Source organism: Saccharopolyspora sp. NPDC049426, assembly GCF_040676935.1.
Taxonomy (GTDB): Bacteria; Actinomycetota; Actinomycetes; order Mycobacteriales; family Pseudonocardiaceae; genus Saccharopolyspora.
The window spans coordinates 246,748-267,460 of sequence record NZ_JBFAPZ010000005.1; the positions used below are offsets into that span (position 1 = coordinate 246,748).

General features: G+C 68.9%; 21 protein-coding genes. 8 read left to right on the forward strand and 13 right to left on the reverse strand.

What is annotated here, in order from left to right; translation table 11 throughout:
• The first annotated feature begins 63 nt into the window (after positions 1 to 63).
• Positions 64 to 900 (forward strand): transposase family protein, encoded by an 837-nt coding sequence (locus AB0J78_RS12935; protein ID WP_363789112.1) that lies wholly within the window; start codon positions 64 to 66, stop codon positions 898 to 900.
• Positions 901 to 1,121: 221 nt separating this feature from the next.
• On the opposite strand, the gene AB0J78_RS12940 is transcribed toward AB0J78_RS12935, so the two are convergent.
• On the reverse strand, positions 1,122 to 1,616 hold the full coding sequence (locus AB0J78_RS12940) for a VTT domain-containing protein (protein ID WP_363789113.1): 495 nt from the start codon (positions 1,614 to 1,616) through the stop codon (positions 1,122 to 1,124).
• A 24-nt stretch (positions 1,617 to 1,640) separates the two neighbouring features.
• The gene (locus AB0J78_RS12945) at positions 1,641 to 2,204 is read right to left on the reverse strand and encodes a GNAT family N-acetyltransferase (protein WP_363789114.1); all 564 of its coding nucleotides are present in this window, start codon (positions 2,202 to 2,204) and stop codon (positions 1,641 to 1,643) included.
• 78 nt (positions 2,205 to 2,282) lie between these two features.
• Between AB0J78_RS12945 and AB0J78_RS12950 the strand changes: the two genes are divergently transcribed.
• Entirely contained in the window at positions 2,283 to 3,506 is a 1,224-nt protein-coding gene (locus AB0J78_RS12950) for a crosslink repair DNA glycosylase YcaQ family protein (RefSeq protein ID WP_363789115.1), read from the forward strand.
• 200 nt (positions 3,507 to 3,706) lie between these two features.
• Here the strand turns inward: AB0J78_RS12950 and AB0J78_RS12955 are convergent, their stop codons facing one another.
• Both AB0J78_RS12955 and AB0J78_RS12960 read right to left on the reverse strand, forming a co-directional pair.
• Entirely contained in the window at positions 3,707 to 4,696 is a 990-nt protein-coding gene (locus tag AB0J78_RS12955) for a DUF4097 family beta strand repeat-containing protein (RefSeq protein ID WP_363789116.1), read from the reverse strand.
• A gap of 30 nt (positions 4,697 to 4,726) precedes the next feature.
• Complete coding sequence (locus AB0J78_RS12960) at positions 4,727 to 5,335, reverse strand: toxin-antitoxin system HicB family antitoxin (RefSeq protein WP_363789117.1); 609 nt, start codon at positions 5,333 to 5,335, stop codon at positions 4,727 to 4,729.
• A 142-nt stretch (positions 5,336 to 5,477) separates the two neighbouring features.
• Between AB0J78_RS12960 and thyX the strand changes: the two genes are divergently transcribed.
• From thyX to AB0J78_RS12985, 5 genes are all read left to right on the forward strand, one after another.
• Complete coding sequence (thyX, locus tag AB0J78_RS12965) at positions 5,478 to 6,230, forward strand: FAD-dependent thymidylate synthase (RefSeq protein ID WP_132620715.1); 753 nt, start codon at positions 5,478 to 5,480, stop codon at positions 6,228 to 6,230.
• A 169-nt stretch (positions 6,231 to 6,399) separates the two neighbouring features.
• Entirely contained in the window at positions 6,400 to 7,026 is a 627-nt protein-coding gene (locus tag AB0J78_RS12970; RefSeq protein ID WP_363789118.1) for a TIGR03085 family metal-binding protein, read from the forward strand.
• Between the two features lie 135 nt (positions 7,027 to 7,161).
• Positions 7,162 to 8,094 (forward strand): 4-hydroxy-tetrahydrodipicolinate synthase, encoded by a 933-nt coding sequence (gene dapA, locus AB0J78_RS12975; protein WP_363789119.1) that lies wholly within the window; start codon positions 7,162 to 7,164, stop codon positions 8,092 to 8,094.
• A gap of 7 nt (positions 8,095 to 8,101) precedes the next feature.
• On the forward strand, positions 8,102 to 9,826 hold the full coding sequence (locus AB0J78_RS12980; RefSeq protein WP_363789120.1) for a ribonuclease J: 1,725 nt from the start codon (positions 8,102 to 8,104) through the stop codon (positions 9,824 to 9,826).
• A gap of 329 nt (positions 9,827 to 10,155) precedes the next feature.
• The gene (locus tag AB0J78_RS12985; protein WP_363789121.1) at positions 10,156 to 10,395 is read left to right on the forward strand and encodes a hypothetical protein; all 240 of its coding nucleotides are present in this window, start codon (positions 10,156 to 10,158) and stop codon (positions 10,393 to 10,395) included.
• A gap of 64 nt (positions 10,396 to 10,459) precedes the next feature.
• Here the strand turns inward: AB0J78_RS12985 and AB0J78_RS12990 are convergent, their stop codons facing one another.
• The 7 genes from AB0J78_RS12990 to AB0J78_RS13020 form a co-directional block, all read right to left on the reverse strand.
• The gene (locus AB0J78_RS12990; RefSeq protein WP_363789122.1) at positions 10,460 to 11,284 is read right to left on the reverse strand and encodes an ESX secretion-associated protein EspG; all 825 of its coding nucleotides are present in this window, start codon (positions 11,282 to 11,284) and stop codon (positions 10,460 to 10,462) included.
• Positions 11,285 to 11,287: 3 nt separating this feature from the next.
• Positions 11,288 to 12,490, reverse strand: a complete 1,203-nt coding sequence (locus tag AB0J78_RS12995) for a hypothetical protein (protein ID WP_363789123.1) — start codon at positions 12,488 to 12,490, stop codon at positions 11,288 to 11,290.
• 32 nt (positions 12,491 to 12,522) lie between these two features.
• Positions 12,523 to 13,086 (reverse strand): DUF3558 family protein, encoded by a 564-nt coding sequence (locus AB0J78_RS13000; RefSeq protein ID WP_363789124.1) that lies wholly within the window; start codon positions 13,084 to 13,086, stop codon positions 12,523 to 12,525.
• A 26-nt stretch (positions 13,087 to 13,112) separates the two neighbouring features.
• Entirely contained in the window at positions 13,113 to 13,445 is a 333-nt protein-coding gene (locus AB0J78_RS13005) for a hypothetical protein (protein WP_363789125.1), read from the reverse strand.
• A gap of 316 nt (positions 13,446 to 13,761) precedes the next feature.
• A complete protein-coding gene (locus tag AB0J78_RS13010; protein WP_363789126.1) occupies positions 13,762 to 15,297 on the reverse strand; it encodes a long-chain fatty acid--CoA ligase in 1,536 nt (511 codons plus the stop codon).
• A 58-nt stretch (positions 15,298 to 15,355) separates the two neighbouring features.
• Complete coding sequence (locus AB0J78_RS13015) at positions 15,356 to 16,483, reverse strand: DUF5938 domain-containing protein (protein ID WP_363789127.1); 1,128 nt, start codon at positions 16,481 to 16,483, stop codon at positions 15,356 to 15,358.
• Positions 16,484 to 16,513: 30 nt separating this feature from the next.
• Entirely contained in the window at positions 16,514 to 17,317 is an 804-nt protein-coding gene (locus AB0J78_RS13020) for an SDR family oxidoreductase (protein WP_363789128.1), read from the reverse strand.
• A gap of 185 nt (positions 17,318 to 17,502) precedes the next feature.
• Here AB0J78_RS13020 and AB0J78_RS13025 point away from each other — a divergent pair, with 185 nt between their 5' ends.
• Positions 17,503 to 18,135, forward strand: a complete 633-nt coding sequence (locus tag AB0J78_RS13025) for a TetR/AcrR family transcriptional regulator (protein ID WP_363789129.1) — start codon at positions 17,503 to 17,505, stop codon at positions 18,133 to 18,135.
• A 63-nt stretch (positions 18,136 to 18,198) separates the two neighbouring features.
• Here AB0J78_RS13025 and AB0J78_RS13030 read toward each other — a convergent pair whose 3' ends face one another.
• Together AB0J78_RS13030 and AB0J78_RS13035 are read right to left on the reverse strand one after the other, a co-directional pair.
• Complete coding sequence (locus AB0J78_RS13030; protein ID WP_363789316.1) at positions 18,199 to 19,749, reverse strand: alpha/beta hydrolase; 1,551 nt, start codon at positions 19,747 to 19,749, stop codon at positions 18,199 to 18,201.
• Between the two features lie 150 nt (positions 19,750 to 19,899).
• Positions 19,900 to 20,646, reverse strand: coding sequence for a lysophospholipid acyltransferase family protein (locus tag AB0J78_RS13035; protein ID WP_363789317.1), 747 nt, complete (start codon positions 20,644 to 20,646; stop codon positions 19,900 to 19,902).
• Between the last annotated feature and the right edge of the window lie 67 nt (positions 20,647 to 20,713).

Consider the following 20,713-nt stretch of genomic DNA (forward strand, 5'->3'; position numbering starts at 1 on the left):
ACGTGGGGACTCCTGGTAGAAGAACTCCGACCAAAGATGATCTTCACCAGGTAAGGCCCCCACGTGATCACCTATCGTGCCATCCTCGATGTTCCTCGTGATCTCGCCCTGTATCTCGCCAGACTGCTGGCCACCCATCGGTGCGAGCTGGGCACCCGGAAAGGCCGTCGGGCACTGAGCCCGTTCGGTCAGGCAGTGCTGGGATTGCGTTGGTTCCGGGACAACACCGCTATCGCCAGACTCGCACGTGATCACGGGATCTCCCGCGCGACCGCCTACCGCTACCTCGACGAGGTCACCGACGTACTCGCCGACCAGCACCCTGACCCGCACGAAGCTCTCCGGCAAGCCAAAGACGACGGCTGGACCTCGGTGATCTGCGACGGCAAGATCTTCTCCTCAGACCGGGTCAACGAAAAGACCATCAGCGCCAAAAACACCGTGATCGACCGGTGGTACTCCGGAAAAACCCGCGAACAGGGCGGCAACATTCAAGCGCTCGCCCAGCCCGACGGGTTCCCGATCTGGGTCAGCGACGTCGAACCAGGCTCGGTCCACGACATCACCGCCGCCGACAAACACCTTCTCGGCACCCTGCATTGGGCCGCCTCCCAGCTCGACCTGCCCACCCTGGCCGACGCCGGCTACCAGGGCGCCGGCGCCGGAATCCACACCCCGGTCAAACGCTCCAAGAAACACCCCGGCAGCCCACTCACCACCGACAACCACACCTACAACCTGCTCCTGCGCAGCCTGCGTGCTCCCGGCGAACGCGCATTCGCCCTCCTGACCGGACGCTGGCGAGCCCTACGCCACTTCACCACCAGCCCCCGCAAAATCGGCCGCATCGTCCAAGCCGCACTCGTACTCACCCACCACGAACACGGCCGCCTGACCTAACTCTTACTGAGAACACCTCAGTGGAAGTCAGGACCCGGATTTCCACCGAAGTCGGTCCCTGATTTCAGTGGAAATCGGAACCGGAGTCTCCGCCGGGGCCCGGGTCCGGGGCCCGGGTCCTGGGATCGGAGCCCGTCGTTTGGGGTTCGGAGCCCGGGATTCGGGGTTGGGGTTCGGTGGGAGTTGGGACCCGGATTTCCACTGAAATCCGGGTTGTTGGATTAGAGCCAGGCGGCCATCGCTGATGGGGCCGCGGCAAGGGCGCCGAAGCGGGCGAAGCGGCCGATGAAACCGGTGATCAGGAACGTCGACACCGGCACCTTGGCCCAACCCGCGATGATGGCCACCGCCGCGAACGGGGGAAGGCTGGCGGCGGCGCTGATCAGCAGGACGGTGCCCGCCCAGACCGGGCGGGTCCGGCAGTTCTCGCGGAACTGCTCCAGCCACGTCTTCCAGCGGCCCTTGGACTCCGGTTTCTCCCTCTTCTCCCTGCGCATGAACGCGGGAAGGCGGATGGTGCCCCTGGCCGCGTAGTAGTGGAGGAGCTTGCCGCCGATCTGACCGGTGGCGATGACCAGCGCGAGGACCCACCAGGGGATGTCCGGTTCCTTGAGCACCAGGCCCACCGCGAACAGCTCGACGCTGATCAGCGGGAGGAGCGCGGAGGCCACCGACACACCGAACGTGGTGGACAGCAACCCGATGATGGTCAGCACTTTCGGCTCCCGAGGGGGCAGGCGTCAGTGGTGCTCGAACTCGAATTCCAGCGGACCGGTCAGGCGCATCTCGCGAAGCGGGCGCCCACCCGCGTCCAACGTGCGAACAGTACCGTCCGGTGCCCACCCCGCAGCGCGGTAGAACGACAGCGACGCCGAGTCCGACTCCGGGACCCACGCGATGCCACGCGTCGCACCGTGCGCGGCGAACCGACGACCCATCGTGCCGAGCAGCCGTCCGGCGTGACCCCGACGACCCCATCGCGGCTCCACCAGCAGCGAGCTGACCAGCACCGTCGTCGACGCGTCATCGGGGAGGGAGCCGTCGGCGGCGGCGACTTCGGGCTCCGGGGCAGGGCCTGCGACGCAGAAACCCACGGTCCAGTGTCCCTCGATCGCGAGTAGCACGGTGGCCGCTCCGGAGGTGACGGCTTCTCGCCACTCCTGCTCGACCTCGGCGCTGTCCAGCCCGGCCAGCACGGCGGGGGACAGGATCTCGGCGTAGGCGGTCTGCCACGTCTCGACCTGAATGCGTGCGATCTCGGCGGCGTCGGACGCCACTGCTTCGCGCACATCGGCTTCAGCCATGCGCGACAACCTAACGTGTCGGTTCCGAGCACCCGGCAGCAGTCCGCGTTGTCGGGGAGTGCTGGCACCATCGCCCGGGTGCAGACCATCAGCAACGACACGGCACGGCGAACGGCATTGGCGGCGCAGGGCTTCGCCGACCCGCGACCACGCGGCGCGGTGACCCGGCGGCACCTCCAACGGGCCCTGTCCCGGACCAAGCTGTTGCAGCTCGATTCGGTCAACGTCGCGGTGCGCGCGCACTACATGCCGCTGTTCAGCAGGCTCGGCGCCTACCCGGCGGAACTGGTCGACACCGCTGCGTGGTCGCACACCGCGCGGCAGCCCCGGATGCTCGTCGAGTACTGGGCCCACGAAGCGTCGCTGATCCCGGTCGAGGACTGGCCACTGCTGCGCTGGCGGATGCGCGAGTTCGGCGGTGCGTGGCGCAAGCGCTCCCGCGAGCTGCTGGAGCAGAACCCCGAGCTGGTCAACGACGTGCTGAACGCCGTCAAGGAACTCGGACCGATCGGTGCCGGCCCGCTGGAACGCGAGCTCGGCGGCGGGGAGCGGCAGGGGCGCGGCCCGTGGTGGAACCGCACCGACACCAAGCGGGTCTGCGAGCTGCTGTTCGCGATGGGAGAGCTGACCACCGGCACCCGCCGAGGTTTCGAGCGGCTCTACGACCTGCCGGAACGCGTGCTGCCCGCCGAAGTCCTAGCCCACGAGCCCGAGGACGCCGAAGCCGTTCGCGCACTCGTGGAGCGCTCCGCCCAGGCCCTGGGCATCGGCACCGAGACCGATCTGCGCGACTACTACCGGCTGTCCCCGGACCAGTCCAAGCAGGCGGTCGCGGAACTCGTCGAAGACGGTGTGCTCGAACCGCTGGTGGTGCACGGATGGCGCCAGCCCGCCTACCGCCACGTCGAGGCCCGCGCTCCCCGCAAGGTCGAAGGCCGGGCGCTGCTGTGCCCGTTCGACCCGCTGATCTGGGAGCGCTCGCGCGCCGAGCGGATCTTCGGCTTCCGCTACCGCATCGAGATCTACGTTCCAGAACCCAAGCGGCAGTACGGCTACTACGTCTTCCCCTTCCTCCTCGACGGTGAGCTCGTCGCCCGCGTCGACCTCAAGGCCGACCGGGCGGCGGGCGTGCTCCGGGTGCCCGGAGCGTTCCTCGAACCCGGCCGCGATGCCGCGCCCGTCGCGCCCGAGCTGGCCGCCACCCTGCGCGAGATGGCGACCTGGCTCGGCCTCGACGAGGTAGTAGTAGGCGAAAGAGGCGACCTAATACGCCCCCTCAACGCGGAACTCGGGCGTCTTTGAGGAATTGCTTTGCGTGGCGGTGCGGGTGGCGGAACCTGAGCGGCTTCGTGGACTCCGTGCGCCACTCCTTATGTATGTCCAATACACGGCGTCGCGGCGTACTCGCCACGAAGCCGCTCAGAACCCGCGGCGGTGCCGGTTGAGTCCCACACCTGAGACAGCGGCTCCGCCGCGTCTTGAACGGTTGTGCGCAGCGGGTTTCAGCTGGCCGTGGTGAGGACTGCGTCGCCGCTGCCGGTGCGGCCGAAGATGCGCAGCGTTGGCTCGGTCTCCGGTCGCTGCTCGGCGACGTCCAGGTCGCTGCGGGCGGCACCGGTGGACGAGGTCAGGTCGACCTCGGCGTTCGTTCCCCGGTGGATCGACACCTGCAGCTCGCCGGACCCGGTGATCAGCTCGATCTGCCCGTCGACCGCGTCGGCCAGGGTGATGTCACCGCTGCCGGTGCGCACCAGCACGTCGTCGGAGACCTCGCCGAGCCAGATGGCACCGGACCCGTTGGCCACCGAGGACGGTGCCTCGATGACGCCGACCTCGACGTCACCGCGCCCGGAGCGCGCGTGCACGCCGCCGCGCATCGCGCCCAGCCGGAGGTGTCCGGAACCGCTGCGCACGGTGGCCCGGTCGGTGGCCTCTTCGATCGAGACGGTGCCCGTCCCGGCCTGCACGTTGACCTTCCCGGCAGAACCGGACACGGCGACCTCGGCGGACCCGCTCTGCACGCCGACCTCGGAGCCCAGCGGCGCGGTGACCCGCACCGCGAGCGGAACTCCGCGCAGCGGTGCGTTCGACGGGGCTCGCACGACCAGCCGGCCGCTGGACATGTCGATCCGCGTGCGGCGCACGGCCTCGATGATCGGCTCGCGCGGCAGGTTGCCCAGGTCGAGCCCGCCGCGGCCGCCGGGCGTGCCGAACTGACCACCGGGCGTGCCGAACTGCTCGGTGACCCAGCTCAGCAGCCCGGACAGCCCGTTCTGCCAGTCCTGCCCGCCCGAGCTCGGATCGTGCCGGACCTCGACGTGGGTCATCGCCGTGTCGGTCAGCTCGACCACGACCGAGCCGCGGTTGTTGCCGATGTCGATGCGGATCGGAGCGGCGGAGTCGAAGTCCTGGCTGCGCAGCAGATCCGTCAGTTCTTCCTCGGCCTCGGACCACTCCTGGTCGAGGTCGGGTTCGTCGTTGTTGTCGGTCATCTCAACTCGCCCTTCCGCTGTGTGGCCGGATCAGCCCTGCACCCAGCCGCGAACGCGGGAGCCGCCGCCCTCGCCACCGGGCCAGCCGCCGAAGCCGGGCCCGTCCCACGGCCCGCCGCGACCACGCCCGTGGCCGTGCCCGCCGTGCCCGTGCCCACCGCGTCCGCGACGCGGCCTGTCCCACGGGCCGCCGCGTCCGCCTCCGCGCAGCGCGCCCTGCACGGCCTGCGCGACGAAGGTGTTCAGCGACACGCCCTGGGCGGAGGCGGCCTGCTCCGCCTGGGACTTGATCTCCTCCATCAGCCGCAGGGTGATGCGGCTGATGTCGCCGTTGTCGCCGCTGGGCGGCGGGGGCGGTGGTGGCTCGGCCTCGTCCTCGGTGTGCGACGGGCTGCTGCCGCCGCCGCTGACCACGACGCGCACGTCGCGGCCGTCCAGTCGGAGGTCCACGACCTGGCCGTCGAGGTTCGTCGTGACCTCGGCCGCCAGGTCGGACAGTGCGTTCATGATCGCCAGCCGCGCGGCCGGCTCGATCGCGCCGGAGAGCACCGCCGCCGTCTGCCGCGTCTGGTCGTCGCCGGCGGCAGCGGCGGAGGTGAGGTCTTCGCGAAGCTGGTCGATGTACGGGTTCAAGTCCATGACACCACTATGGCGGCATCCGTGACGTCATGCAAACACCCGATGGTGTCATCTGGCGTCAGGCGATCTTGTCGGGCCAGCCGGTTAGGCTTTCGGGCAACACATGGGGAGTCGTGAGAAGCAGGAAAGGGGCACGCCAGTCGTGACCGAGATCGTGCGGCCGAAAGTGCAGCTGATCGGCAAGACCGAGTTCTTCCCGCCCGAAGACGTGGACTGGTCGACCGACGCCGACGGTGGGCAGGCGCTGGCCGAGTTCGCCGGTCGTGCGTGCTACCAGTCGTGGCGCAAGCCGAACCCGGCGACCGCCACCAACGCCGGGTACCTCAAGCACATCCTGGAGGTGGGCCACCTGTCCGTGCTGGAGCACGGGTCGGTGTCGTTCTACCTGACCGGGATGTCCCGCTCGTTGACCCACGAGCTGATCCGCCACCGGCACTTCTCCTACTCGCAGCTCTCGCAGCGCTACGTCCCGGAGCGGGACGCGGCGATGGTCGAGCCCGACGTCATCGCCGAGGACCCGGAGCTGCACGAGAAGTTCGTGCAGGCGGCCGAGGCGAGCGTGCAGGCCTACAGCGACCTGCTGGCGGCGCTGGAGGAGAAGTTCGCCGACGAGCCGAAGATGACGCTCCGCCGCAAGCAGGCCCGGCAGGCGGCGCGCTCGGTGCTGCCCAACGCCACGGAGACCCGCATCGTGGTCAGCGGCAACTACCGCGCCTGGCGGCACTTCGTCGCGATGCGCGCCTCCGAGCACGCCGACGTGGAGATCCGCGGCCTGGCCGTGGAGTGCTTGAAGCAGCTGCAGAAGGCCGCGCCGAACGTCTTCAGCGACTTCGAGATCACCACGCTCAAGGACGGCACGGAGGTCGCCTCCAGCCCCTTCGTCACCGAGGGCTGAGGATCATCCTGATCTGTGGTCATCTCGCTCGCCGGTGCGTGTAGCGGAACCTGACACGCGCCCGTCGAAGTTCGACCAACGGCACCCGTGGGGAAACCGCGGGTGCCGTTTTCGTCTCGATCGCGGACACGTCCGACACTCGGGAAGATCGGCGTTTAGAGTGGGCGCCATGGGTGTCGCCAGCGAAGAACGCCAGCTGTTGTGCGAGCTGTTCGAGCAAGTCGGCCCGGACGCGCCGACGCTGTGCGAGGGGTGGACGACGAGGGACCTCGCGGTCCACCTGGTCGTGCGTGAACGCCGTCCGGACGCGCTGGCGGGCCGGCTGATCAAGGCGCTGGCCGAGCGCGGTGAGCGCGCCGAGCAGGAGCTGCGCGAGCTGGCTTGGCCGGAGCTGGTCGACCAGGTGCGGCAGGGGCCGCCCAAGTGGAACCCGATGAGCATCGGCGGGGTCGACGAGACGGTCAACGCCGCCGAGTTCTTCGTGCACCACGAGGACGTTCGCCGCGCGCAGCAGGGCTGGCAGCCGCGTCCGTCCGACGAGGCCCGCGACGAGGCGCTGTGGAAGTCGCTGGGCCGGGTCGCGCGGATGTTCTACGGCCGCAGCCCGGTGGGCGTGGTGCTGCGCCGCCCCGACGGCACCGAGATCCCGGCCAAGCGCGGCCCGCGCACGGTGCGCATCATCGGCGAGCCCAGCGAGCTGCTCCTGCAGGCCTTCGGTCGGCGTGAAACCAAGGTCACCTTCGAGGGCAACGAGGCCGACGTCATGGCGATGCAGGACCTGCGCCGCTCGTTCTGAAAAACTGCTCGTCAGAGCACCGCTGGACCGAAAGAAACACGGCATTTCGAGCCCGCCGGAGACGCCTTTCCGGCGGGCTCGGTTCAGCTCGGCCGGTGGTCTTCAGCGGGTTCCTGACCAGGTAGCGTCAGGACCATGACCGACTGCCCCACCGCCATTCCGGGCCGCCCGTTCGGCCGCGTCCTGACCGCCATGGTCACGCCGTTCGACGAAGACGGAAAGGTCGACCTGAAAGTGGCGCAGGAGCTCGCCGCTTACCTGGTCGACAACGTCGGCAACGACGGGTTGGTCGTCAACGGCACCACCGGTGAGAGCCCCACCACCACCGATCGGGAGAAGGAGCAGCTCCTGCGCGCGGTGGTCGAGGCCGTGGGCGACCGGGCGACCGTCGTCGCCGGTGCAGGCACGAACAACACCGAGCACTCCGTGGAGCTGGCGCGCTCCGCCGAGAAGGCCGGTGCGCACGGCCTGCTGGTCGTGACCCCCTACTACTCCCGGCCGCCGCAGGAAGGGCTCTTCCAGCACTTCTGGACCGTCGCCGACGCCACCGACCTGCCGGTGATGCTCTACGACATCCCGCCGCGCAGCGTGGTGCCGATCCAGGTCGACACCCTCAAGCGGCTGGCCGAGCACCCGCAGATCGTCGCGGTCAAGGACTCCAAGCACGACCTGTGGGCGGGCAGCGAGGCGATGAACGATGCGGGTCTGGCCTACTACTCCGGTGAGGACCCGCTGAACCTGCCGTGGTTGTCGGTGGGTGCGGTCGGTTTCGTCAGCGTGATCGGCCACGTGGTCGGCGACCGGCTTCGCAAGATGCTCGACGCCTACGAATCCGGGGATGTCGCAAGCGCTCTGGAAGTCCACAAGGGACTCCTCCCGGTCTACCGGTCGATGAACTTCGTCGGTGGTGTCATCTTCGCCAAGACCGCTCTGCGGTTGTGCGGCTACGAGACCGGGCAGCCGAGGCTGCCGCTCCCGGCCGCCACCGAGGAGCAGGTGCGGTTGATCACCAGTGACCTGTGGGATGCTGGTTTGGTATTGGTCAACCCGGACGCAGCACAGAGGTGACACAGCGTTGAGCGCACAGGCGACAGCCACCGAGTACCACCCGGTGACGCCGACTTCGTCGGCACCACCACGCCCGTTGGCCGAAGGTGGTCTCAGGGTCGTCGCGCTCGGTGGCATCGGCGAGGTCGGCCGGAACATGACGGTCTTCGAGTACGAGGGCCGGCTGCTGATCGTCGACTGCGGCGTGCTGTTCCCGGAGGACGACCAGCCCGGCGTGGACCTGATCCTGCCGGACTTCGGCGCGATCGAGGACCGGCTGGACGACATCGAGGCCCTGGTCCTCACGCACGGCCACGAGGACCACATCGGCGCGGTGCCGTTCCTGCTGCGGCTGCGGCCGGACCTGCCGGTGGTCGGCTCGAAGTTCACGCTGGCGCTGCTGGCGGCCAAGTGCCGCGAGCACCGGCTGAACCCGCAGCTGATCGAGGTTGCCGAGGGCCAGCGCAGCACGCACGGCGCCTTCGACCTGGAGTTCTTCGCGGTCAACCACTCGATCCCGGACGCGCTGGCGGTGGCCATCCGCACGCCCGCAGGGGTCGTGCTGCACACCGGTGACATCAAGCTCGACCAGTTGCCGCTGGACAACCGGCTGACCGACCTGGCGGGTTTCTCCCGGCTGGGCGACGAGGGCGTGGACCTGTTCCTGGTCGACTCCACCAACGCCGAGGTGCCGGGCTTCGTCACGCCGGAGCGCGAGATCGGCCCGGTCCTGGACCGGGTGATCGGCAAGGCCACGCAGCGGGTCATCGTGGCCTGCTTCGCCAGCCACGTGCACCGCGTGCAGCAGGTGCTGGAGGTCGCCCAGACGCACGGCCGCAAGGTCTGCTTCGTGGGCCGGTCGATGGTGCGCAACATGGGCATCGCCGCTGATCTGGGCATGCTCGACGTGCCGGAGGGCCTGCTCGTCGACCTGGACCAGGCGCTGGAGATGCCGGAGGCCGAGGTCGCGTTCGTCTCGACGGGCTCGCAGGGCGAGCCGCTGTCGGCGCTGTCGCGGATGGCGCGCGGCGAGCACCGGCAGATCGGCATCCGCGCCGGCGACACGGTGGTGCTGGCGAGCTCGCTGATCCCGGGCAACGAGACGGCCGTGTTCGGCGTGGTCAACGGCCTGGTCCGGCTGGGCGCCCAGGTGGTGCACCAGGGCCACGCGAAGGTCCACGTCTCCGGTCACGCCTCCGCCGGCGAGCTGCTGTACCTGTACAACGCGGTGCGCCCGAGCAACGTGATGCCGGTGCACGGCGAGTGGCGCCACCTGCGCGCGAACGCCGAGCTGGCCCGGTTGACGGGTGTTCCCGCTGATCGCGTGGTGATCGCCGAGGACGGCGTGGTGGTCGACATGGTGGACGGCATCGCGAGCATCGCGGGCCGCGTCGAGGTCGGTCACGTCTACGTCGACGGTCTGTCGGTGGGTGACGTCGGTGAGTCGACGCTGTCGGACCGGTTGGTGCTGGGCGAGGGCGGTTTCATCGCGATCACCGTCGCGGTGGACGCCACGAACGGGCGCGCGGTCTCGTCGCCGACGATCTCCGGCCGGGGGTTCTCGGACGACCCGAAGGCGCTGGACGAAGTGGTGCCGCTGGTGGAGATGGAGCTGGCGCGCACCGAGGCCGAGGGCATCACCGACACGCACCGCATCGCCCAGTCGGTGCGGCGGGTCGTGGGCCGCTGGGTGGCCGAGAAGTACCGCCGCCGCCCGATGATCGTGCCGAACGTGCTTCCGCTCAGTTCCTGATCCCGTAGCTTGAACGGGGTGGCTCGGAAATCCTTCCGGGCCACCCCGTTCGCGCGTTCGCGTCACCCCGGGTGACCGCCTGGTCTGGGCGGACATCATGATCGGTGCTCGTTTCCGATCACCCGTTACCCGGTCGTGCGGGAGTCCTCTGAGGAATGCCCGATTTCACCGTGCACACAGGGTGTTTTCGAACACCTCACGAGTGGAGTCAGTGGCACGTTGGCGTGACCCACCGAGCTGGGTGGCGCGTCCGCTGCCAGGGTGAATCCCGCCGGTTCGAGCTTACTTCGTTCCGCTGGAAAACCACTCGCCAAGATTGGGGTCTGAAGGTGCGCACTTCCGCTCGACTTCTCGGCGCTGCCGCCGCTGCAACGGCACTCATGGCCATCGGGGGCCCGGCCTTCGCTGACAGCTCGGACAACGAAGGGGTCAACCTGCTCAACGACAACAACGTGAGCGCCGTACCGATCCAGGCGTGCGGCAACAACGTCGGGGTCCTGGGCGTGGCGGCGCCGATCGCCTCTCCGCAGCACAGCTCCTGCGTCAACGCGCCGATCACCGAAGGCTGAGCCGACGCGGCACCGTCGAAGAGGGGCCGACCTTCTCTGGGAGAGGTCGGCCCCTCTTCGCGTCTCAGACGCGAGCCGCCGGGCGGGTGAGCAGCCGGATCATCTCGTTGATCGTTCCGACGAGCTTCCGGGAGTCGGCCGGTGCCAGCGTGTACCACTCGCGCCCGTCGCGCCCCGGCTTGCGCTGGGCCAGGTAGCAACCGGCTTCGGTGGCGAAGAACTGCGTGTTGAACGGCAGCGAACGCGTCCGCCGAACCTTCTGGTCGTAGGCGCGCACGGTGATGAGCCCTTCCAGGCTGCGCTTCGCGGTGAAGGCGTTCGTCAGCGCTTTCGCTTGCGCGCCGCGGACTCCGGCGTAGCCCAGCGCCGAGGACAGGCTCCGCTTGGAGCCGCCCATCCGCGTGGTCACCTGCGTCAGGTGCGCGTAGGGGATCGACACCGACGCGTCCTCGGCGGCGGTGACCTTGCCCAGCAGGTTGATGGCGTTGCCCGCCGGACCACCGTGCTCGTGCCGCTTGACCCGGATCTCCCGCAGGTCGTCAGGGGTTTCGCCGTCCGCCTGGTACGCCTGGACGGTGCTGCGGCCGTACTCGACGAGCACGGCGTTGAAGTCCTCGCCCTCGCGCGCGTGAACGGCGAGCCCGATCGCCAGCGGCGGTCGGGCCAGCAGGTGGACGGCCTCTTCGACGAAGGGGTGCAGCTCGTCGCCGTCGAACAGGCTCTGCTGGATGAGCTGGCGCCGACCGAGTTCGGCTGCCTCGCGGCGGTCGTCCTCGGTGGCGTCCAGCGGCAGCCAACCGACCCGCAACAGGGGGTGCAGCTGCAGGTCGAACCGGGTGCAGAGGTAGTTCGCGGCGGCGGGAGGCAGGCTCAGTTCACGCCTGGCCACGTATCAGCGGCCTTGGTCGGCGTCACCGAAGACGGGTGGTGCGGTGCGCTGCATGTCGTTGGTGAACACGTCGTCCCGCTCGACGAGCCAGCCGGGACGCTGGTGCTCCTGCTCCTCGGACTCACCCTGCTTGCCGCGCCCGGCACCGGCACCCGCCCCGGGTGCACCGGCCTGGCCACCACGACCGGCGGCGGCGCCACCGGAGGCGTTCGCGCCACCGGCACCGCCGAGACCGCCCATCCCAGCCCGGCCACCGGCACCGCGACCTGCGGGCACACCTGCGCCGTCGCCGCTGCGACGACCACCGGGGCCGCCGTTGGGGGAGGGCGCCCAGCGACCGTTGTGGGGGTTCTGCCGCTCCCACGCGCCGGTCTGCGGGTTCTGCCGGAACAGCGTTCCGTCCGGACCGCGCACGACGCCCGGCGGAAGCCCGGGAGCCGTGGGGGTCGGCGTCGCCCAGGACGGGTTCGACGCGGCCGGCGCGGACGGTGCGTGCACCGCGGGTGCAGCGCTCGGAGCCGAAGCCCAAGCCGACGACGTGCCGGACGGTGCGGAGTGCGCGCCACCCGAGTACGAGGAGCCGCTGTCACCAGCGGAATACGTGCTCGAAGTCGGGTAGGACGACACCGGTGGAGCCGCGGGCGGCGGCTGGTCGGCGGGCTGGAACTCCGGCAGCCGCGCGATGACGCCCTCGGTCTGCTGGCTGTAGCGCTCCATGACCTGGTTGGCCTGCTGGTTAGTGTCCACGTAGGCCTGCTGCCGGTCCTCGTAGTCCGACATCCACCCGGTCACCGGGTTCGAGTCGAGGCCCCAGTCCTCGACCCACCCCTTCTGCGGCGGGTCGAGAAGAGCACCCTGCCCGCTCGGCAACGGGTCGTCCTTGACGGGAAGAGCCTGAAAAGTCTCCCGCTGGTAGGTGTTCTGCTCCTCCAGAGCAGCCTTGACATCACGCGAGGTGGAGGCAGCGGAGTGGGCCAGCGGCTTGATCTCGGCGATCGAGGCGTTCGCGGCATCGGCAGCGGCGCCTTCGTGGGCCGCTTCCGCAGCGCGCAGGGCGTCGGCGATGTCGGTCGCCATCTGATCGAAGTTCTTCGCGACGTTCTCCCAGAGCTTCACGCCCTCGTCCGAAGGAGATGGCAGAGCCGCAGCATCTGGGGCGCCACCCATCTGCTTCCGGTATTCCTTGGCGCTACTGGCGTAGCACATGTCCAGCATCGTGTTGTCTCCCCAGAGGATCCTTATTTGGCGGCGGGAAGGGTGGGCACCGACGCCTCAAGCGCTTTCTGCGTCATCGAGCACGGGTCCGCGGTACCGAAGGCGAACGCGCCCAGCACCTGGTTGTTCATCGTTCCCAGGTACATCCAGCAGTTCTGGGTCTGGGTCGGGTCTGCCTTGTTGCCCTGGACCGTCGGGTGACCGGCGATGTTCAGTTCGCGGTAGTCGACGAACGTGGCCTTGTTGTCGATGTACCACTGGACCGAAGTGTTGGACGGTCCGAGTGAAAGGGTCGTGGCGCCGTTCTCGGACTTCCAGGTGCACTGCGGTGGCATGTCGGGGTCCACCGAACTGGTCTCGACCTCACCGGCTGGATTGAGGCCCAGCGACGTGGCGGTGTCAGCCGGGAGCAGCTGGCAGAGGTCAACAGCGGACGCGTCCTTGGGATCGCTGATCGCTGGACCGGTCTGGCCCTGGGGCGGCGGTGGTGGCGCGGTGTCGTCGCCCGAACCACCCGAGCACGCGCCCATCGTGATGGTGAGCGCGACGGCCGCGCTCGCTACCAGGCTTCGCTTCAGAGTCTTCATCTCCGCCATCTTGCCGTGATCGAGATTCACTGTTCGGTGTGGCGCACGCTGGAGGCTGCGGCGTCGTCGTTGCGCCTGTACTCGTCCAGGGTGGCCTGGTAAGCCTCGATCTTTTCGGTGAGCTTGGTGTTCAGCTCCTTGACGATCATCTGAAGGGATCCCTGGTCACCGACGGCGCGCTCGTTGATGGCTTTGAATGCCGACGAGGTGTAGTTGTCCTTGGCCGTCAGTTCACCGGCGAAAGCGCCCGGACCGGACCTCGCGATGCTCTGGACCATCGAGCGCGCGTTCTCCCGGATGTCTTCGAGCTTCTTGATGGCGCTCTCCAGCCCAGCTGGATCGACCAGGTACCCGGCCACGGCGGTGTTCCCCCTACTTCGAATGACACGTCTGGCGTGGGTCCATCTTCGGCGATCACCTGCGGTGATCACAGCTTTTTGGACCGGCGCACATTATGAATGCGATCACCCTACTGGGTGAGTCGATTCGGGGGCGGATCACCTGGATGTCGCAATCCGCGACCGGAACTTCGCGCTGAACTGCGCGTTCGCGCATGACCTCGGGGTGCCGACAAGCCCGTTTCGACGCGACTTCCCCTAGCAGGCGTCGAAACCGCGAAGGTCGGCCGACACGACCCCCCGCGTGTCGGCCGACCGCCCCCGATCCTGAACTCGATCAGTTCTCCAGGATCTGCTTGCGGATTTCTGGTTTGAGGACCTTGCCGATCTTCGATCGGGGGAGGTCGGACCAGATCTCCAACTGCTTGGGCGTTTTCACGCCGCCCAACCGCTCCTTGACGAACGCCGTGAGCTCGTCGGGCTCGGCCCGCCCGCCGGCGCGGAGCTGCACCACCGCGGTGACCCGCTCGCCCCACTTCTCGTCCGGCAGGCCGAGCACCGCGCAGTCCTGCACGGCGCGGTGCTCGCGCAGGGCCTGCTCGACCTCGGCGGAGTAGACGTTGAACCCACCGGTGATGATCATGTCCTTGGCGCGGTCGACGATGAACAGGTAGTTCTCGGCGTCGAGGTAGCCGATGTCGCCGGTGTGGTGCCAGCCGTGCTCGCTGACTTCCTCTGTGGCGGAAGGGTTCTCGTGATAACCGGCCATGACCAGCGGGCCGCGCACCACGATCTCGCCCCGCTCGCCCCTGGGCAGCTGCGCACCGGACCCGTCCATGACCGCCACCTGCGTCAGCGGGCTCGGCCTTCCCGCGGACGAAAGCCGTTCCACCGCCACCGTGCCGTCCGCGCGGAAGTGATCCGCCGGGGGCATCGTGGCGATCATGTTCGGCGCCTCGGTCTGCCCGAAGAGCTGGCCGAGCACCGGGCCGATCCGCTCCAGCGCTTCCCGCAGCCGGGTCGGCGACATCGGTGCGGCGCCGTACCAGAGGCAGCGCAGCGAACTCAGATCCGTCGAGTCGAGGTCGGGGTGGTCGAGGAGCCCGTAGATCACCGTCGGCGGCAGGAACGCGTGCGTGATGCGATGCCGTTCGACCAATCGCAGGAATTCGCCCAGGTCCGGCTCCGGCATGATGACGATCTCGCCGCCCAGCGACAGGATCGGCCAGGTCAGCACGCCTGCGGAGTGGGTGAGCGGCGCCAGCGCCAGGTACCTCGGCCGGTCGCCGAACGGGTAAGACATCAGCGTCAGGGCGGTCGCCGTGGCCATGTTGGTCCCGGTCAGCCGCACCCCCTTCGGTTCGCCCGTCGTGCCACCGGTTCCGGCGAGCATGCACAGCTCGTCACCGGCGACCGCCGGTGCCCGGTGGCCCGGGTCGTCGACCCCGATCCAGTCGGAGAAGGTCAGCGCACCGTCGACCTCCCCGTCCAAGCAGACCAGGGTGAGGAGTTCCGGCAGCTCGTCGCGGATGCGCTGCACCAGCGGAGCGAACCGCTCCTGGAACAGCAGGCACCGGCAGCCGAACATCGACAGCAGCTGCCGGTTCTCCGCCGCCTCGTTGCGCGGGTTCACCGGGCACCACACCGCGCCCGCGCGGGAGATGCCGAAAACGCTGGTCAGGGCGAGCGGATCGTTGCCCGACAACACCGCGACGCGGTCTCCGGGCCGGATTCCGGAGGCGATCAGAGCCCTGGCCACCCGCCAGGACGATTCCTGCACCTCGGCGTAGGTCAGCGATTCCCCGTTCGTGGTCAGGCAGGGCCGCTCGTCTCCGAGCGAAGCCCCTTTGTCCAGGTATTCGGCCAGCTGCACGGCTACCTCGCTGGGTCGGGCGCGCCGGTCGCCGAACGTCGGCGACCGGCGCGGCGGGTCACTGGTGGACTTCGACGATCGGGTTGAGCACGAGCCCGAAGGCGCGCAGCGTGCCCAGGAGCTCCCGGTGGCCGAACGCCTGGCAGCCGGAGGCGAAACCCGCCCTCCTGGGGCGGTCCTGCAGCAGGTGCGCGGCCGCGTGCACGTTGAGCAGCGCGGTCTGCTTGTAGTTGCAGTTGCCGTGGATGACGCAGTGCGCGCGCCCCAGCGGACCCGAGGCGTGCACGGAGTCCAGCGAGGTGTTGATCCGCGGGTTCTCCCTCGGCGGCATCTCGCTTCGGACCTGCGCCGACGTGGCGTCGATGACCTCGTACTTCTCCTGCTCGGACTTGCCCTCCATCTGCTGCAGGGCGGCCGTGACGATCTGCGGCACGGCCTGCATCAGCTCGCGGTTGAACACCCCGCCCGACGCGCGGGCGTTGGCGACCCGGGGGTCGTTCTTGAACCACACCGGGTGCGAGGTTCCGCCCCACGGCAGCGCGAGCGCGAGCTCGTGCTGGCCCGGAACGACGACCTCGGTCAGGCCACCGTCGGCGGGCCACGCCACGAACTGGTTCTGCTCCAGGTAGAAGGCTTCGGAGAACGCCGCGTTGGTCAGGATCGTGTTGGTCGAGGCGACGGTCGGGTAGCCCTTCCAGAACACCTGGATGTCGAGGGTGTCCAGCCCGGGGGTCTCCAGGCAGATGTTGGCCGCGATCTCGCCGATGGTGTACATCTGCGCCAGACCGGGGGACAGCAGCAGGCCCTGGGCCGCGAAGTCGGCGCCGTAGCGCCGTTCCACGTCGATCATCCAGTTCTGCTCGCCGTTGGGATCGGTGTAGTGCGCACCGATGTCCAGGCACGCCTGCACGACCTCGTAGCCGTAGCGGGCGAAGGGGCCGACGGTGTTGATCACGACCTTGGCGCCGCGGAACTGTTCGGCCAGCGCCGACGCGTCGTGCTCCACCTCGACGATCTCGTGCGGCACGGTCTCCACACCGGGAACCGCCTCGACGGCTTCCTTGACGCGCTGGTGATCGCGGCCGGCGGCCAGGAACGGGATGTTGTACTCGCGCAGGTATTCGCAGATGAGGCGTCCCGTGTAGCCGGAGGCCCCGTAGACGACGACAGGCTTGTCAGTGCTCACGAACTCGTCCTTTCGCAGTGGAGAAGTGGCTCAAATGCCCATGCCGCCGTCGACCGGGAGTCCTGCTCCGGTGATGTACTTGGCGGCTCCCGATGCCAGGAACACGACGGCGTCGGCCATGTCGTCGACCTGCCCGAGCCGTCCCTGCGGCGTCAGGTCCACGACCGCCTTGGCGGCTTCCTCGGGGGAGGGGAAGAGCCCGATCTCCGCGCAGTCGACGGCGAGCTGGTTGCCCATCGCGGTCGGGGTCAGGCCGGGGTAGATGCAGTTGACGCGAACCCCGTAGCCGAGCTTTCCGGACTCCGCGGCCGCGACCCTGGTCAGCCGGTCGATGGCGGACTTCGTCGCGGAGTAGATCGAGATCCCGGGGAAGGCGATGGTGGCTGCGACGGAGGCGACGTTGACCACGGCTCCGCCGTTGCCGGCCGGACCGTCCGGGCGCATCGCGCGGAAGGCGTGCTTGAGCCCCAGCGCCGTGCCGAGCACGTTGACGTCGAGCATCTTGCGGACGTCGGTGGGGTCGAGATCGGCGACGAGACTGGTGATCTCGACACCGGCGTTGTTGACCAGCAGGTCGAATCCGCCGAGCGCGGCGATGACCTCCGGGACCGCCGCGGCCCAGCTGTCCTCGTCGGTGATGTCGAGCTTGATGAATTCCGCCGTGGCGCCCTTCGCTCGCAGCGACTCGGCGGTCTGCTTGCCCTCGTCGTCGAGCACGTCGCCGATGGCCACGGCGGCGCCCGCGTCAGCAAGCGCCTCGGCCATTCCGGCGCCGAGGCCGCGCGCACCCCCTGTGACCAGTGCTCTTCTTCCGGACAGGTCGTAACTCGTCATGCGGAATCTCCTCCTTGAGATCACTGCTGAGCTCTGCCCTCGAACCTGGAGTGCGAGTTGGGTCACCATAGAAGCGTTCTTTGACAGTCGTCAAGAAATCCTTTGACAAGTGTCAAGGAAAGGGTGAGGGATAGACTGGCGGGCAGCCACGACGCCGGATCCAGCCAGCCGACAGGGACGAACCCGTGACCGAGGTCGCTGAAACCAAGCAGGAGCGGATCGCTCGCCGCCAGGTCGACAAGTTCGAGACGCGACGCAGAGAGCTCGCCGTCGCGACGCTCCACACCCTCGCCGACCTGGGATACGCGCGCACGAGCCTGCGGGAGATCGCGCAGAACTCAGAGTTCTCGCACGGCGTCCTGCACTACTACTTCGCCGACAAGCGGGACCTGATCACCCAGGCGGTCCGGCAGTACGAAGAGGTCTGCGTGACCCGCTACGACGACGTCGTGGCGAACGCGGGTACCGCCGAGGAGCTCCGGAACGGCTTCGTCGACATGTTCTTCGGGACCCTCAAGGCCGACGCCCACCTGCACCGGCTCTGGTACGACCTGCGCAACCAGAGCCTGTTCGACGAGTCCTTCCGCAACGACGTGCTCGACATCGACGGCCGCAGGCAGGAGATGATCTGGCGCGTCCTGAGCCGCTACGCCGAGCTCTCCGGCACCGAACCGGCCACCTCGCGGGCGGCCGCCTACGCGACCCTCGACGGCGTCTTCCAACTCGCCCTGCTCCACCAGCTGTCCGAAATGGACGAACAGGTCGTCGGCCTCGCGGAAGAACTGGCCCGGTTGATGGACCTCCTGCTCGCGAAATAGCCCCCAGCACAACGAAACCGGGCCGACCTCCTTCAGGAGGCCGGCCCGTTCTCGTGGGGTTGGTCAGCGGTGGTTGGACTGCAGGGCTTCTCGCAGGACCGCCGGTTGGCCGTGGGCGGACTGGGTGCCCACCGCTTCCGGGGTGGGTTGCGGCAGCGGCTCGCACGTGGTGTCCGGGCCGTCGCCGGGCTGGCGGGCGGGGAGCTTGCCCGTCAGCAGGTAGTCCGCGATCTGGTCGTCCTCGCAGGCGTTTCCGCTCAGCGAGCCCGAGTGGGTGGTGCCGCCGGGGAGGCTGATCAGGCTGGAGTTCGGGAAGCGCTCGCGGGCCTCCAGGGCTCCCGGGAACGGGGTGGCGGCGTCGAGCTCTTCGCTGATGAGCAGCGCGCTCTCGACCTCGCTGCCGTCGACCTCGACCGGCTTGCCCGCCTTGGCGGGCCAGTTCAGGCACGGGGCGTTGTACCAGGCGTTGCCCCAGGTCTCGAAGGGCGCCTTGGCGTGGGTCTCCCAGTTGTCCTCGCGCCACTGCTCCCAGCTGGTCGGCCACTGGATGTCCGTGCACTGCACGCCCGTGTAGATGGCGTAGCCGTTGTCGTCGCCCGGGGCGTTGGTGTCGTCGTAGAGCGCCTTGGCCGGGGCCCAGTCGCCGTTGTTGACCCACGCCGAGAACGCCTGCGCGCGCTCCGGCCAGACCGACGTCGAGTACCCGGCCTGCAGGAACAGGTCCGTCCACTCCGACGAGCCGATCACGCCACCGGCGGGCTGCTGGTCGAGCCTGGCGAGCTGGTCGTAGTACTGCTCCTCCACGTCGGCCGCGGTTGTGCCCAGGTGGTAGGTCGCGTCGTTGCGGGCGACCCAGTCGAAGAAGATCTTGATGTTGCGGTCGAAGGCCACGTCCTGGTTCAGGTTCGCCTGGTACCAGATGTCCTCGACGTCGACCACGCCGTCCATCACCACGCGCCGCATCCGCTGCGGGTGCAGCGTGCCGTAGACCTGGCCGAGGTAGGTGCCGTAGGAGAAGCCGTAGTAGTTGATCTGCTCCTGGCCCAGCGCCTTGCGGATGCTGTCCATGTCCTCGACCGAATCGGTGGTCTTGATGTGGTCGAGGAGCTTGCCCGCGTTGCCGCACGCCTTCGCGTAGCCCTCGGTGCGCTCCAGCCAGGTCTTCTCCAGCTCGGGCGTGGGCACGTAGTGCGGGCGGTCGTAGCCGAAGTAGTTCGGGTCGCACGACAGCGCGGGCTCACTGCTGCCCACGCCGCGCGGGTCGAAGCCGATCCAGTCGTAGGCCGCGCCTGCGTTCTTCGGCACGTACGAGCCGAGCACGCTCAGGTTCAGCCCCGAACCGCCCGGGCCACCCGGGTTGACCAGCATGACTCCCTGGTACTGGTACTCCGGAACGGTGTGCTTGACGCGCGAGACCGCGAGCTTGATCTGCTCGCCCGCCGGGTCGGCGTAGTCCAGCGGAACCGAGACCGCGCCGCACTCGGCACCGGCCTTCTGCAGGGACTCGCTGGCGCACGGACCCCATTGGATCGGCGCCGGTGTGAATTCGGGTGCCGGCGCGGCCGATGCCGAGCCGACCGTCGGCGATGAGCCGATCAGCAGCCCGAGCGCCAGCGCGGTGGTGGCGGCTTTTTTCACGAATCGTCCTCGTCTGTCCGAGTTCTCGCCGGTGACGGCGATGCAGTGTGGACAGTTAACGAGATCGAATCGGTTCAGAGATCGTGATTGGCGAAAAATGGTCGAACCGGCCGCGTTTCCGCTCGGTCACCTGCTCAGCCAGGGGGAGGGCTTGTCGGTGACCGGGCGGGTCGGGTCCTGGTGCAGCGGTGCCTCGGGCTCGTCGATGCGCAGCGGGATCAGGCCCTCGGTGATGGCGCGCATGATGCGGTCGCGGGCGCGCGCGGCGTCACCGACGCGATCGGCGGCCAGGTCGGAGAGGTCCACCGGGGAACCGAAGTGGACCCGCATCGTCGGCCGCCGCACGAGAGCCCGCAACCACGACGAGAGCAGAACCCACAGGTCACGAGCGCTCTCCACGCGGACCATGCCGTAGCACATGGCCTCGTGCGCACCCCACTGGCTGATCGGGATCACCGGGGTCCCGGCGGCCAGCGCCATGCGCGCCACACCGGTCTTGCCCCGCTCGGGCCACATGTTCGGCTCCAGGGTGAGCCGCCCCTCCGGGTAGACCAGAACCGGATTCGGGTCCTCGGTGAGCGCGTTGACGACCTTTCCCAGCGCCTCGCCCGCGCTCGCCTTGCCCCGGTCGGCGCGGACGTGACGCCCGGCGCGCATGATCGAACCGATCACCGGCGCGTCGAACAGTCCTCCGGTGGCCACGAAGCGCGGCGAGATCCTGCGCTCCCGGCAGGCCGCGATGAGCACCAGCGGATCCAGGTTGCCGATGTGGTTGGCCGCCATCAGCAGCGGCTTCCCGCGCAGGTCATCCGGCACGTCGCCAGTGATGATCAGTCGCCCGGTCAACGCGATCAACGCGCGGTCCACGCGCATCAGCGCGCGCCACAGCCTCGGCGTGGTGCGGAACAGGTTCTCGCGGTCGCTTCGGTGTGTCGGCTCC